Raw genomic sequence first — 13,777 nt, 5'->3', positions numbered from 1 at the left:
CCTATCCGTCATGGCCGGGCCTGTCCCGGCCATCTACGCACCGGCGGGCGGAACCGCCTCAATCTCCACCTGATTGGTATTATAAGTCGTAGCCCCGCACGGCGCCGCCCGGTCCGTCGTCAGCACATTCGCGCACCCCTGCGAATCAACCCCATCAACCCCCGGCGCGTACCAGGCCCCCTCCTTGATCGACACCACCCCCGGCGCGATCCGATCCGTCACCTGCGCCGGCAACACCGTCGCCCCGATATCGTTGAACACCCGCACGCGCTGCCCATCGACGATCCCGCGAGCCGCCGCATCATCCGGATGCATCCAAACCGTATCGGGATCCACACGAGCCAACCCAGGCTGGTTACCATGGATACTATGCGTCCGAGCCCGTGATTTCGGCGTACACAAACTCAACGGAAACCGTTGCGTATCATCATCCGGCGCGAACCACGTCGGTATCGGCGGAATCACCCCCAGCCCGTACGGATTCGGATTGGCGGCCAAAACCGTCGAATAAACCTCAATCTTCCCGGTCTGTGTGGCAAACTTCTGCTCCCCCCGGATCTGCTTGGCGAACGCCACAGCATCCTCCGGCGCCGGAAACCGAGCCACCCCCTGCTCAGCGAACGTATCGAAATCATCTATTGCGTCGGACGTCAGTTCCCGCAACCACTGCGCCTCGGACTTGTTGTTATACCCGTTGATACCAACCCGCCGGGACAATTCATCGAAAATATCGATGTCGTTGCGGCATTCATACATCGGCTCGATCGCCTGCTTCATGTAGATCGCATAGTGCCCAGCCCCGGCCCACGGCGTATGCACATCATTCCGTTCCCAGAAAGTCGTCGCCGGCAACACAATGTCGGCCAGTCGAGCCGTCGGCGTCAAAAAATGATCCTGCGCGACAATGAACTCCACCTTGTCCAGCGACGCCGCCATCTTCCCGGCATTCGGGCACTGGTTGAACAAATCCCCACCCGAGGAATAGATCATCCGGATATCCGCCGGATACCCACCCGCCTTGCCCCGAGCCAGCAGGTCCGCCAGCAACGGCGACGCCACCCGCGACTCGATCGGGTTCTTCCCAATCGGCAAACTCTTCATCCCCGCCTTACCCGTCGCCCCGTTGCTGACGCCGGAGCCGCCGCCGCTGACCCCGACATTCCCGGTGATCGCCGCCAGCGCATAAGCCGCGCGATGGAACTGCTCCCCAAACATCGTGCGCCCGGCGGCATACCCGGTCTGCAACGCGGCCGGCTTGGTGGACGCAAACTCAACCGCCAGTTGCCGGATCGTCTCGGCCGGAATACCGGTGATCGCCGCCGCCCATTCCGGCGTTTTCGGCTGCCCATCAGCCAGCCCCAGCAGATAGGACCGATAGGACGCACCTTCCGGCACCTCCCCCTCATCGAACCCATGCACGTAACGGTCGCAATACGCCTGGTCGTGCAGCCCCTCCGACACGATCACATAAGCCATGGCGATCAGCGCCGCCGCATCCGTCGACGGGCGAATAAACACATGCTCATCCGCCAACTGCCGGCTGGTCATCGTCACCCGAGGATCGACGCACACGATGCGTGTCCCGTTCTTCTTCGCATGCTTCAGATACTGCATCGTCCCGGTACCGAACGTGCCGTCACCCGGACTCCAGCCCCACATCAGGATCAGCTTGGAGTTGACGAAATCCGTCGGCTCCCGCCCCGCCGACTTGTAATCCTTCTCGCCATACGTGATCCGGACCGAGAACACCTCCGCCTCAGCGGACATGTTCGACCACAGATCGGTGCAGCCCCCGAACATGTACAGAAACCGTTGCGCCGCCACTCGGCCGTGCAGCATCGACTGGCTGCCGGTGCGCGACGCATCCAGGATCGCCGCATTGCCATACGTCTCCCGAACCCGCAGCATCTCGGACGCGACAGTCCCCAACGCCTCGTCCCACGTAATCCGCTCATACTGACCCGCCCCCCGCGGGCCAACCCGACGCATCGGATACTTCAGCCGGTCGGGATGATAGGTCCGCTCGATCTGCCCCACGCCACGCGCGCACGCAGGCAATGGAGGGTGCTCGGGATTCCACTGGCGGGCATCGGTCGAGATGTGCACGATCCGCCCGTCCCTGACATGCGCATTGACCACGCAGCGCCCGCCGCAATTGTGCCCACAGGTACTGGTGACAACGGTCTCGTCCGGCTTGGCGGCAGCGCGCGGGGCTTCGTAGATCGTGGCACTCACGGGCTGAGGTTCCTCGCCTGTTGGATCGCCTGCCAGACCCGTTCCGGGGTCGCCGGCATATCGATATGGGTGACGCCCAGCGGCGCCAGGGCATCCAGTATGGCACTGATCACGGTCTGTGGGGCGGCAATCGCTCCGGCCTGGCCCGAACCTTTCACCCCCAGCGGATTGGCCGAGGTCGGCACCCCGATCAGCGTCACATCCAAATCCGGCAGGTCAACGGCCCGAGGAATCTGATAGTCCATGAACGACCCGCTCAGCATCTGCCCCGACTCCGGATCGTACACGGTATGCTCCGTCAGCGCCTGCCCGATCCCCTGGGCAACGCCGCCCTGCACCTGCCCGATGGTCAGCAGCGGGTTGATCAGCGTACCGTAATCATCGACGGCCGTATAACGATCCAACGTCACCTGCCCGGTTTCCGGATCGATTTCGACCTCCGCCACATGGCAGCCATTGGGAAACGTAATGATATCCAGCAGGTTCCAGACATATGTATCCAGCGGCGTATCGCGGGCAACCGACAGCAGATCGACAGACCGGTCATCCGCGGCATAACGCCCAGCCGAGAACACGATCTGATCAACCCGAGCCTGCAACAATCGCGCGGCGACCGGCTTGCCTTTGTCGATGACCTGCTGTGCCGCATTGAACAGCGCGGCCCCGCCCATATGCATAGACCGAGCGCCGCCATGACCATTGCCTTCGGCGATTTCCGCAGTATCCGCCTGGATGTAACGAAACTGCTCCAGCGGCAGCCCCAGCAGGTCGGCGGCGATCTGCGGATACGCGGTTTCATGACCTTGCCCGTTGCTTTGGGTCCCCACCAGCAACGTCACGATATCATCGGCACCGAACCGGATTTCCGCTCCCTCATTCGGCGCCCCCCGAGCGGTCTCCAGGAAGCAGGCAACGCCGACGCCACGCCGCAACCCCCGGCTTTCGCTGGCAACCCGGCGCGCATCGAACCCGGCATGATCCGCCAGCATCAACACGTCGTCGACATTGGCGGCAAACCGCCCGCAATCCACGACCGTGCCCAACGCCTTCTGGTACGGAAACGCCGCAACCAGATTGCGCCGCCGCAGTTCGACCCGATCGAATCCACAACACAAAGCGGCCTTGTCGATAAGCCGCTCGATCAGATAATTCGCCTCCGGCTTGCCGGCACCACGATACGCATCGATCGGCGCCACGTTGGTGAACGCCGCGCGCACATCCATGTAGATCGCCGGAATGATATACCCGCCGCCCATTGCCGCCGCCGGCGCATTGGTCGAACTGCCAGGCCCACCGCCCGACATATAAGCCCCCAGCCCAGCCACCGTGCTGACATCCATCGCCAGGAACCGTCCCTCGGCATCCAGCGCCAACCGCGCAACCGACCGATTGTCCCGCCCCTGAGCGGTCGAAACGAAATCCTCCGCGCGGTCCTCCACCCATTTAACCGGACGGCCCAGCTTACGAGCACACCACAGCAGCATCACCCATTCCGGATACAGGCAGTTCTTGATGCCGAACCCGCCACCCACATCCGGCGCCCACACCCGAACCTGATCCTTCCGGCACCCGAGCACACCGGCCAACTGATCACGGATCGCATGCACACTGGCCGCACTCACCAGCAGCTCAAACCCATCCCCCCACCGCGCGATCGCCGCCCGAGTCTCCATCGGCGCGATCACCAGCCGGTTGTTGACCACATCGACTTCCACGACATGATCGGCAACAGCGAACGCCGCCTGCACCGCCGCCCGGTCGCCACGCTGGAAACGAAACGACTCGTTACCCGTATCCCACAAAGCCGGCGCACCAACCGCCAGCGCCGCCGCGGCATCAACGACACAAGGCAGCGGCGTATAATCCACCACCACCTGTTCCGCCGCATCGCGCGCCGCCACCGCCGTTTCCGCCACCACGAACGCCACCGGATCGCCGACATGGCGCACCCGATCCCGAGCCAGCGCCGGCCGAGGCGGCACGATCATCGGGGCAACACTCGCCACCTGGGTCGCGCACGGCAACAGCCCCAGATCGTCGATGTCCTCATACGTGTAGATACCCAGCACACCGGGCATCCCACGCGCCGCCACCGTATCGATCCGATCGATCGTTGCGTGAGCATGGGGCGACCGGACCACATGTGCCCAAGTCTGCCCCACCCAATTCACATCATCGACAAACACCGCTCGGCCTACCAAAAACCGAGCATCCTCCAACCGCCGAGTGGATTGGCCGATGAATGGCGCCATTTACAGCCCGAGTTTGTCGGTCAAACCGTAACCCTTCGCCAATTCCTTGACCTTGGCCCAGGTCGCATCCTCGATCACCACGCCGTTCTTGCGCCGATCCAGTTCCTTCTTGTACTCGACCTCACCCGGGTAAAACACCTCGGTAAAGCCCTGCGCCAGCGGCGTGGCCTTCAGGTATTGCGCGAATTCCGTCACTTCCTGCTTGAACACCGCCAGGTCACGGAACGCCGCCACATTGAACACCGCAATGAAACACCCGTCATTGTGCCGACCGCTCGGTTCCACACCGAAACCAAGCCCCGTCAGCAGCCCAGACATGATCTCCACGATCGCCGCCAAACCAGTCCCCTTGTAACCCTCGGCACCACCCAACGGCAGCAGCGCGCCACCCGACTTCAGCACCTTCGGATCGGTGGACGGCCGGCCCTCCGCGTCGATCAGCCACCCCGTCGGCACCTGCTCTCCACGAGCCGTCGCCACGTTGATCTTGCCGGCGGCCGCCGCCGACGTCGCCATATCAAACACGAACGGACCATCCAGGTTGGACGGAATGGCAAACGAAATCGGGTTGGTGCCCAACCGAGCCTTTGCTCCGCCGAACGGCGCGACGGCCTTGGCGGACCGGCCCGAATCGGCGGTGATCATCGCGATCATCCCCTCGGCCGAGGCCAGAAGAGGATAACTGGCCAGCCGCCCGATATGGCTCTGCCGGAACACCGTCGCCGCCGCGACATTCTGCTTTTTCGCCTTCTCGATCGTGTACCGCATCGCCCGATCGGTCACCGCGTAGCCAAAACCCCAGTTGCCGTCGATCACCGTCGTGGTCGGCGTTTCCTGCGTGATCACCCATGGCGCCTGCGGAACGATATGCCCAGCCTTGATCCGGTCGATATAGCTCGGGATCAGATGGATACCGTGGCTGTCATGGCCAACAAGGTTGGCGCCGACGTTGTAGCGGGCAATGATGGAAGCTTCTTCCGCTGACGCGCCAGCCGCGATCAGCAGCGCAATCTCGATTTCGGTCAGTTTTTCGGCGGTTACGGTGGGCATCGACTCTCTCCCCTGATTCCTGCCGGAAGGCTAGCCCAGGGGCGAACAGTTGGCCAGAACACCAAAACCGGCGTAGCGTGTCGGCTGGAAAACAACCCAAGGGAGCGGATCATGGCGAGCAAGTCCAATGTCTACGCCGGCGTCGCGGGCTATGTCGGCCGCGCGGATCAAAAAGGAACGGTGGGCGTGTTCACCCGGCCGGCGGAAACCGGCCGCTGGGAACATGCGCTGGCCGATCGCGAAACCTACACCGTCAACATCCACCCGACCGACCCGAACGTCGTGTTCGCCGGCACCGCCGACGGAGTCTACCGCAGCACCGATTGCGGCAAGTCCTTCCAGCGCACCAATTTCCCCGACAAGAACATCCAGATCTGGTCGTTCCTGGTGGACTCCAACAACCGGAAACTGATCTACGCCGGCGGCTCGCCCATCAGCATGTACCGCAGCGAAGACACCGGCGAAACCTGGAAGGCCCTGCCCAATCCCGGCATGCCGGACCGAGCGGTGATGCCGTTCGCCTGCCGCGTGATGCGGATGGCGCAGCACCCGTCCAAGCCGAACACGATCTTCGCCGCGCTGGAGGTCAACGGCGTCATGCGCACCGACAACGGCGGCGAAAGCTGGACCGATTGCAGCACCAGCCTCATCGAACTGGCGCAGCAACCGCACCTGAAGAGCAAGATCGTCAGCGACACCTATAACGAGGGCATGCTGGACGGCCACGCCATCGCCATCAGCCCGGCCAACCCCGACAAGGTGATCGTCGCCGTGCGGATGGGCCTGTTCGAGACAGCGGACGCCGGCAACACCTGGCAGGACATGGAACTTGGCCGGTTCTCACCCACGACCTACGGCCGAGACATCAAGGTGTCGCCGCAGGACGGCAACACGCTCTACGCCGCGCTAAGTGTCGCCGCCGCCAGCAAAGACGGCGCCGTCTACCGCAGCACCGACAAGGGCGCGTCGTGGAAACGTTTCGATAAAGTGCAGGTCCACGGCACCATCATGTCCGTCGCCCTGCACCACACCGACCCTGATCAGGTCTACATCGGTGCCCGCTACGACGGAGAAATCTACGGCACCCAGGACGGCGGCACCACCTGGGACTCTCTCCCGCTACCCGCCGGCGTAAAGGATATCTATTCAGTCGCGGTGGGGTAGACCATCAATTCGTCATGGTGGGCGAAGGCCCACCATCCACGCCTTCCTGTGTATGGACAATGCCGTGGATGGCGGGCCTGCGCCCGCCATGACGAGATAACGTTCTTTACCCCAACGCCACCCAAGCCATCACCATCACAAACCCAGTAATGGCGATCCCCGCGTGGATCGCCATGACCACGCCTTTCCGTTGCAACAGCAACAACCCGAATCCCGTCAGCAGCGCCACGGTAAACAACCCCGCCGCGACCGCCCCAAACGACCCGACCCCAGCCGCAACCCCGCGCGCCGGCCCGCCCAACGCCAGCAGCAACAACCCAAGCCCCACGGCGCCAACCACCGCATGCGCGGTCCCCGCGACAAGCGGCGGCCGAGACACCCCGCGCAAATGCCACAGCGCCAGCACGCTGCCGGCAACAACAGCGGCCGCCAGAACCCAGAATGCAACCGAAACCAAGGCGCGTTACGCCACCACGCCCAACCCGCGCAGCCGCTGGACATCGTCGGCCGAATACCCAGCCTCCAGCAGCACCGCCTCATTATGCTGCCCGACCGAGGGCGCCCGAGACGCGGCCACTTTCTCCACCCCATCGATATGGAACGGGCTCATCACCGTCAGCCCCTGCCCATCCGCGAAGGGCTCCAGCGCACCGGCATGCCGCATCTGCGGATCGTCCAGCGCTTCATTCACTGTCGCAACAATCCCGAATGTAACCCCGACCCCGTCCAGGATCACCCGCCACTCCGCCAGATCGCGCGTGGCAAAAACCTTGTCCAGCACCAGCACCAAATCCCGCGCATGCCGCTTGCGCGCATCCGGCGTAGCGAACCGAGGATCATCGGTCAGTTCCTCCCGCCCGATCGCCCCCAGGAAGCCCCGCAACTGCCGCTGCTCATTAAACAGCGCCATGATGAACCACCGTCCATCCCGCGACCGGTAGTGGTTCGCCAGCGCATTCGGCGCGTCATCCCGATGCGGCCGCAACTGGATATCCTCACCGAACAGCCGGGTCTGCACGGCACACCCATTCGCCCACAACCCGTTCTGCAACAGCGACGACCGTACCACGCCGCCCAGCCCCGTCTTCTCCCGCCGGTACAGCGCCGTCACGATCGCGGAATAGACACCGGTAGCGCTGGGAAAATCCCCCATCCCCGGCATCGACCGGGACGGCACGGTCGCCGCATCCGACCGCACCATGTCCATCAGCCCGGTGCGAGCCCAATACGCCGTCGAATCAAACCCGGTCTTCGCCGCCTCCTCGCCTTCCTCGCCATACGCCGTAAACGACGCATAGATCAGCCGCGGATTCAGCGGAGTCAGGTCCGAAGGCGCCAACCGCAACCGATCCCGCACCGGCAACGGAAAGTTGGTAATGAAAACATCAGCCGAGGCAGCCAGGCGATGCAACACCGCTTGCCCATCCGGATGCTTCAGATCCAACGCCAGGCTGCGCTTGTTCCGAGACGTCAACTGCCAATAGTAATCGACCGGCTTCCCCGGAATAGGCGTCGACGCCCGCCAGGGATCGCCAACCCCCGGCGGTTCGATCTTGATCACGTCGGCACCGAAATCCGACATGATCGTCGCGGCCGCCGGTCCGGCGATCCAACTGGCGCAGTCGATGACCTTCAGGCCGGTGAACAGACTGTCGGTCATCGCATTAGGGCGCCTGGTTGCTGAAAATAATCGTCCCGGACGCCGCAAACATCCCACCTACACCATGGCAGACGGAAATCTTCGCATCCGGAATCTGCGCCGGCGCGATACCCCGCATCTGCCGCACACTCTCCTGCAACGCATACATCCCGTACATGCCGGAGTGCATATACGACAGCCCGCCACCATTGGTGTTCAACGGCAGCGACCCACCGGGCGCGGTATTGCGGCCGGCGATGAACCCCGCCGCCTCACCCTTCGGCAGGAACCCCAGATCTTCCAGCCCATAGATCGGCAGATGCGCGAACGCGTCATAGATCATCAGGTGATCGACGTCCTTGTGCGTGATCCCCGCCTCCTTGAACGCCGTCGGACCCGCCACACGGAACGCCCGAGACGACGTGAAATCCTCCATCTGGCTCACCATCGGCGTCTCGGCGCTTTCGCCGGTGCCCAGGATGTAAACCGGCTTGGTCGGGAAATCCTTCGCCCGTTCCGCCGAGGTCAGGATCAGCGCCCCGCCACCATCCGTCACCAGGCAGCACATCAGCAACCGGAACGGATAGGCGATCATCCGGCTGTTCAGCACGTCGTCCGTGGTAATCAAGTTCCGGAATGTCGCACGCGGATTTTTCGACGCCCATTCCCGCTGCACCACGGCAACCTGAGCAATCTGTTCCGCCGTCACGCCATACGTCTTCATGTACCGCAGCACCGGAATGGTGAACATGCTCGGCGGCCCCATCGGACCGAACGGCTGCTCGAACTGCCCATTCAACGACTGAGGATGCACCGCTCGCGCCGGATTCCCGACACGGGATTTCCCCGATTCGCCATGCGTGATCAGGATCGTCTTCGCCAACCCCGCCTCGATCGCCGCCGCCGCGTGGCGAACATGGATCATGAAGCTGCACCCGCCCACGGCCGTCCCGTCGATCCAGGTGGGCGTGATGCCCAGATAATGCGCCAAATTCACTGGCGTTTCGTTGGCGGCACAGGCGATGCCGTCGATATCCTTCGGCTTCAGCCCGCAATCGGCCATCGCGTTGATCGCGGCATCGGCATGCAGCCCAAGCTGCGACAGCTCAGGAATAACCCCCAACCGAGTAGTCTCGGCGGCGCCGACAACGGCGACTGTATTGTGCGGCATCGGATCAACCTTTCGCCGGACGGAAGAAGGGAAGGGTGATGGTGTCGGTCTGCGGCTCAAACACCACCTCGACTGGCATATCCAGCACCAGCGCCTCGGGAGTCTGCTCGCACTCGACGATATTGGTCATCATCCGAGGACCCTCGGCCAGCTCGACCACCGCAATGGCATAAGGCGGCGTGAACCCCGGCACCGGCCGATGATGGATCACGTAGCTGTAAAGGACAGCCTTGCCGCTGGCCTTGGTGACGGACACCTTCCGCGACGCACAAACCGGGCAGAACGGCCGAGGCGGAAAGTACACCTTGCTGCATTCATCGCAGCGCTGCAGCAGCAACTCGTTTGCCTTGGTGCCGTCCCAGAAATGCTGGGTCTCAGGGGTCGGCTGCGGCAAAGCACGTCCGGGTGTCGCCATGGTTCGTTGTCCTCCTGTCCGATAAAGGGAACGTTAAGCTGCCTCGGCCCCGCCCGCAACTTACGGCCGAGCCACCATGGTCTTCGCCCGATGCGGACGAGTCATTGCCTCCAACTGCAACAGTTCGTTCAACTGCACCGCCGTCAGCAACCCCTCATCCAGTACGATCTCCGCCACCGATCGTTTCTCCGCCAGCGCCCGCCGAGCCACCCGAGACGACGCCTCATACCCCAACGCCGGCACCAGCGCCGTAACCAACCCAATGCTGCCCCGAACAAGGCTTTCGCAACGCTCCCGATCCACCTCGATCCCCTCGACGCACCGGGTCCGCAACGTTTCCACCGCCGCCGTCAGCATCCGCAGGGCATTCAGCACGCAGTAACCAATCGTCGGCTCGAACGCGTTCAACTGCAGTTGGCCCCCCTCGGCGCACATCGTCACCGTCAGGTCGTGGCCGATCACCAGGAACGCCACCTGGTTCACCACTTCCGGGATCACCGGGTTCACCTTGCCCGGCATGATCGACGACCCCGCCTGCACCGCCGGCAGCAGCAACTCGCCGAACCCGGTACGCGGCCCGCTCGATAGCAGCCGCAGATCATTACAGATCTTCGACAGCTTCACCGCGACCCGCTTCAGCAGCCCCATGAACAGCACGAACGCCCCCATGTCGGACGTCGCCTCGATCAAATTCGTCGCCGGAGTCAAAGGCTGCCGCGCCGCCCTGGCCAGTTCCTCCACCGCCAGACTGGCATAACGCGGATCGGCATTGATCCCGGTACCGATCGCCGTCGCCCCCAGGCTGATCTCGCGAAACAACCCGGCGATCTCGCCCAACCGAGCGACATCCTCCTTCAGCGTGGCGTGGAAACCGTCGAACTCCTGCCCCACCGTCATCGGCACGGCATCCTGAAGCTGGGTGCGCCCCATCTTCAGCACATCGGCGAACTCCACCGATTTCGTCTTGAACGCAAACGCCAGATCGTCCAGCGCCCTGGCCAGCGGCGCGGTGGCGAAAATCACCGACAGCCGCAGCGCCGTGGGATACGCATCGTTGGTCGACTGCGCCATGTTGACGTCGTCGTTCGGATGCAACGCGGCATAGGTCCCGCGCCGCAAGCCCATCGATTCCAACGCCACGTTGGCGATCACCTCGTTGGCGTTCATGTTGGTGGACGTGCCGGCGCCCCCCTGGATCGCATCCACCACGAACTGATCATGGAAACGGCCTTCCTCGGCGATCAGCAGACAGGCCCGCTCGATCGCCGCCGCCTTGACCTCCGGCAGATACCCCAGCCGCTTGTTCGCCCGGGCCGCCGCCAGTTTCACCAGCGCCAATGCCCGCACCAGTTCGGGAAAATGCCCGACCGGCACGCCGGTGATCGGGAAATTCTCCACCGCGCGCTGGCTATGAATGCCCCAATAGGCGGACATCGGCACATCCGCCTCCCCCAGCAAATCATGCTCCCGCCGCGTCTCGGCAGAGGCGGTATGCAGCGGACTGGGCGGTTCCTGTCCGGTGCGCTCTCCGACGACCAGAGGGGCAGGTATCGGCTCGTCGTTCATCCGCGAACTCCCGATTAAACCTAACTCACCAACACCGCTTTGCCGATCACCGCTCGATCGATCACCACCTGAAGCGCCTCGGCCGCCTGATCCAGCCGGAACGTATGGGATATGCGCGGCCGCAGCTTGCCCTGCTCCGCCAGCACGATCAGCGCTTTCATGTTGGCGATCGCCAGAGCCGGGTTGGCTTCGTTCAGCCCACCGATGCGCACCCCGACAGCGTCGATCCCCTTGATCAGCAGATAGTTGCTTCTGATATTGGTTGGGCCGCCGCCCAGGAAGCCCAGGATCAGCAGCCGCCCGCCCCACGCCAGGCAGCGCAGCGATTCCTCCGCCACCTTGTCGCCGATCGGGTCATAGACGATGTCCACACCACGCCCGCCGGTCAGGTCCTTCACCTGGTCGATGAAGCCGGACCGGTAGTCGATCGCGTGATCGGCCCCCTCCTCCAGGCACGCCTGGCGCTTTTCCGCGCTGCCGGCGGTGGCGATCACCTTGGCACCGAACGCCTTCGCCACCTGAATCGCCGAGATCCCGATGCCCCCCGCCGCGCCATGCACCAGCACCCATTCGCCGGCCTGCATACGCCCGCGTTGCAGCAACGCATGATACGCGGTCGTATAGGCCCCCCGGAACCCCCCCGCCTGCGCCATCGACAGCCCCACCGGCACCTTGTCGCACAGCGCCGCCTTCGCGTTGCCCAGTTCCGCGAACGCCCCCAGCGTGTGCCGCGACATCACCGCGTCACCCACCGCGAAATCCGTCACATCCGGCCCCACCGCCACCACCTGTCCGGCCGCCTCGCCACCCGGAATAAACGGCGGTTCCGGCCGAAACTGATACTTCCCCGCCAGCATCAGCACATCGACGTACTGAACGCCCCGCGCCGCGATTCGCACCTGAATCTCGCCCGCGCCCGGCGGTGCCGGGTCAGGCACCTCCCGCTCCGCCAAAACTTCCGGGCCGCCAAAGCGCTCACAGACAATTGATTTCACGCTAATTTTCCCTGCCTTCATGAAAAATTGTATCAAACGCCATGGTTGGAACCCGGCATAGCTTGATTGTGGTCAAATCCTTCCGGTAAAACCATAGGCAAGAGATTTTTTTATCCCCATCGCAATGCCGAGGTTTTCATGCCCAGTCGAGCCATGCTGACCGAAATGGTCCGATCTAACCAGTCCGATAATACGTATATTCTTGAGGCTTTGCGCGCCACGCCGCTGCTGCGCGATCTCGCCGATCCGGTCCTGCTTCGGCTCGCTGCGATCAGCAAGATCCTGAACGCGCCGGAAGACGTCGAAATCTGCCGCCAGGGTGACCCCGCGGGTGAGCTTATCATCGTGCTGAGCGGACAACTCGCCGGCTTCAGCACCGCGCCCAACGGCACCGTCGCCGTCGTGGAAGTCGTCCGAGCCGGTGAAACGCTCGGTCTCGCCACCTTGCTGGCCCGCCTGCCGCGCCTGCTGGGCGTGCGCACCGTCACCCCCAGCAGCCTGATTTCGATCGAGGCCGAGGGACTGCTCACCATGGTCGAGCAGGAGCCATCCCTGGTCGCCGCCCTGCTGCGGGCCGAGGCAAATGAGTTCCACGCCCTGGTCCGCCAGGTGTGCGACCTGAAACTGCGGACCACTGCCCAGCGCCTGGGCTGCTACCTGCTGTCACTGTCCGCCGAGAAACAGGCCAACGCGACCGCCCTGCGGCTGCCGTTCGATAAGCGCTTGCTGGCCGCCCGCCTGGGCTGTCGGCAGGAGAACCTGTCCCGAGCCTTCGCCGCGCTGCGTGGTTTCGGCGTGGAAACCCACGGCGCCCGCGTGATCCTGCACGACATTGCCAGCCTGACGGCCTATTCCGAACCGGACGAATCCATCGCCTGAAAACACCGCGTTTGTCCCGGCATACTCACACCGTCACGGCAACACACCGTCACGGCAACACACCAACCGTGACGACCAAGCCCCTCTCGCCGTCATAGAGCTGGGCTTATCCCGGTCCTCGTCGCGATTGGCACCCTCACCAAGGCGGCCAGCACCCCTCCCGCCGTCATGGCCGGGCGAGTCCCGGCCATCCGCGCACCGGCGGACGAAGCGCGAAGGGCCGGTACCAACCAACGTTATCGTTGACCCATCGGCACCGTCCTCGAACCGTTGCAGCGAGCACCGGCCTACCCCCCGTGTCATGGTCGGGCATGTCCCACGGTTGTCTGGCACGTTTCTTGATATGATACGGTATCAGACTGTCTCATATCAGGACACCCTGTCCGGGCACGCCCTTGAGGCTTTGCGGCG

The 13,777-nt window shown here is 63.7% G+C and carries 11 protein-coding genes; 2 read left to right on the top strand and 9 right to left on the bottom strand.

Annotation, left to right across the window (positions count from 1 at the left end; translation table 11 throughout):
• Positions 1-33: 33 nt before the first annotated feature.
• From GSQ89_RS08415 to GSQ89_RS08405, 3 genes are read right to left on the bottom strand one after another with little or no spacing between them, the layout of a single operon-like run.
• Positions 34-2,235, bottom strand: coding sequence for a molybdopterin-dependent oxidoreductase (locus GSQ89_RS08415; RefSeq protein WP_158923955.1), 2,202 nt, complete (start codon positions 2,233-2,235; stop codon positions 34-36).
• A complete protein-coding gene (locus tag GSQ89_RS08410) occupies positions 2,232-4,487 on the bottom strand; it encodes a xanthine dehydrogenase family protein molybdopterin-binding subunit (protein ID WP_158923953.1) in 2,256 nt (751 codons plus the stop codon). The genes GSQ89_RS08415 and GSQ89_RS08410 overlap by 4 nt, the downstream gene beginning before the upstream one ends.
• Positions 4,488-5,537, bottom strand: coding sequence for an Ldh family oxidoreductase (locus GSQ89_RS08405; RefSeq protein ID WP_158923951.1), 1,050 nt, complete (start codon positions 5,535-5,537; stop codon positions 4,488-4,490).
• Positions 5,538-5,648: 111 nt separating this feature from the next.
• Between GSQ89_RS08405 and GSQ89_RS08400 the strand changes: the two genes are divergently transcribed.
• Positions 5,649-6,701, top strand: coding sequence for a VPS10 domain-containing protein (locus GSQ89_RS08400; protein WP_158923949.1), 1,053 nt, complete (start codon positions 5,649-5,651; stop codon positions 6,699-6,701).
• Positions 6,702-6,807: 106 nt separating this feature from the next.
• Here the strand turns inward: GSQ89_RS08400 and GSQ89_RS08395 are convergent, their stop codons facing one another.
• From GSQ89_RS08395 to GSQ89_RS08370, 6 genes are read right to left on the bottom strand one after another with little or no spacing between them, the layout of a single operon-like run.
• The gene (locus GSQ89_RS08395; RefSeq protein ID WP_158923947.1) at positions 6,808-7,158 is read right to left on the bottom strand and encodes a hypothetical protein; all 351 of its coding nucleotides are present in this window, start codon (positions 7,156-7,158) and stop codon (positions 6,808-6,810) included.
• A gap of 6 nt (positions 7,159-7,164) precedes the next feature.
• Positions 7,165-8,361, bottom strand: a complete 1,197-nt coding sequence (locus GSQ89_RS08390) for a CaiB/BaiF CoA-transferase family protein (RefSeq protein WP_158923945.1) — start codon at positions 8,359-8,361, stop codon at positions 7,165-7,167.
• Between the two features lie 4 nt (positions 8,362-8,365).
• Complete coding sequence (locus tag GSQ89_RS08385; protein WP_158923943.1) at positions 8,366-9,511, bottom strand: thiolase C-terminal domain-containing protein; 1,146 nt, start codon at positions 9,509-9,511, stop codon at positions 8,366-8,368.
• A 4-nt stretch (positions 9,512-9,515) separates the two neighbouring features.
• Positions 9,516-9,926, bottom strand: a complete 411-nt coding sequence (locus tag GSQ89_RS08380) for a Zn-ribbon domain-containing OB-fold protein (RefSeq protein ID WP_158923941.1) — start codon at positions 9,924-9,926, stop codon at positions 9,516-9,518.
• A 60-nt stretch (positions 9,927-9,986) separates the two neighbouring features.
• Positions 9,987-11,492 carry an aspartate ammonia-lyase gene (locus GSQ89_RS08375; RefSeq protein ID WP_158923939.1) on the bottom strand — a complete coding sequence of 502 codons (1,506 nt, stop codon included), beginning with the start codon at positions 11,490-11,492 and terminating at the stop codon, positions 9,987-9,989.
• A 20-nt stretch (positions 11,493-11,512) separates the two neighbouring features.
• The gene (locus GSQ89_RS08370) at positions 11,513-12,487 is read right to left on the bottom strand and encodes an NADPH:quinone oxidoreductase family protein (RefSeq protein ID WP_158923937.1); all 975 of its coding nucleotides are present in this window, start codon (positions 12,485-12,487) and stop codon (positions 11,513-11,515) included.
• Between the two features lie 138 nt (positions 12,488-12,625).
• Here GSQ89_RS08370 and GSQ89_RS08365 point away from each other — a divergent pair, with 138 nt between their 5' ends.
• The gene (locus GSQ89_RS08365) at positions 12,626-13,366 is read left to right on the top strand and encodes a cyclic nucleotide-binding domain-containing protein (RefSeq protein ID WP_158923935.1); all 741 of its coding nucleotides are present in this window, start codon (positions 12,626-12,628) and stop codon (positions 13,364-13,366) included.
• The last annotated feature ends 411 nt before the right edge of the window (positions 13,367-13,777 follow it).

The organism is Acidisphaera sp. S103, assembly GCF_009765975.1.
GTDB lineage: Bacteria > Pseudomonadota > Alphaproteobacteria > Acetobacterales > Acetobacteraceae > Rhodopila.
Note: the sequence above shows the minus strand (reverse complement) of the source record. Positions and strands in the feature narration are given on the sequence as shown.

Bases quoted from the DNA above. Each gene is read 5' to 3' on its own strand.
- GSQ89_RS08390 (WP_158923945.1), bottom strand. From the start codon at position 8,361: ATGACCGACAGTCTGTTCACCGGCCTGAAGGTCATCGACTGCGCCAGT.
- GSQ89_RS08410 (WP_158923953.1), bottom strand. From the start codon at position 4,487: ATGGCGCCATTCATCGGCCAATCCACTCGGCGGTTGGAGGATGCTCGG.
- GSQ89_RS08385 (WP_158923943.1), bottom strand. From the start codon at position 9,511: ATGCCGCACAATACAGTCGCCGTTGTCGGCGCCGCCGAGACTACTCGG.
- GSQ89_RS08365 (WP_158923935.1), top strand. From the start codon at position 12,626: ATGCCCAGTCGAGCCATGCTGACCGAAATGGTCCGATCTAACCAGTCC.
- GSQ89_RS08380 (WP_158923941.1), bottom strand. From the start codon at position 9,926: ATGGCGACACCCGGACGTGCTTTGCCGCAGCCGACCCCTGAGACCCAG.
- GSQ89_RS08375 (WP_158923939.1), bottom strand. From the start codon at position 11,492: ATGAACGACGAGCCGATACCTGCCCCTCTGGTCGTCGGAGAGCGCACC.
- GSQ89_RS08400 (WP_158923949.1), top strand. From the start codon at position 5,649: ATGGCGAGCAAGTCCAATGTCTACGCCGGCGTCGCGGGCTATGTCGGC.
- GSQ89_RS08405 (WP_158923951.1), bottom strand. From the start codon at position 5,537: ATGCCCACCGTAACCGCCGAAAAACTGACCGAAATCGAGATTGCGCTG.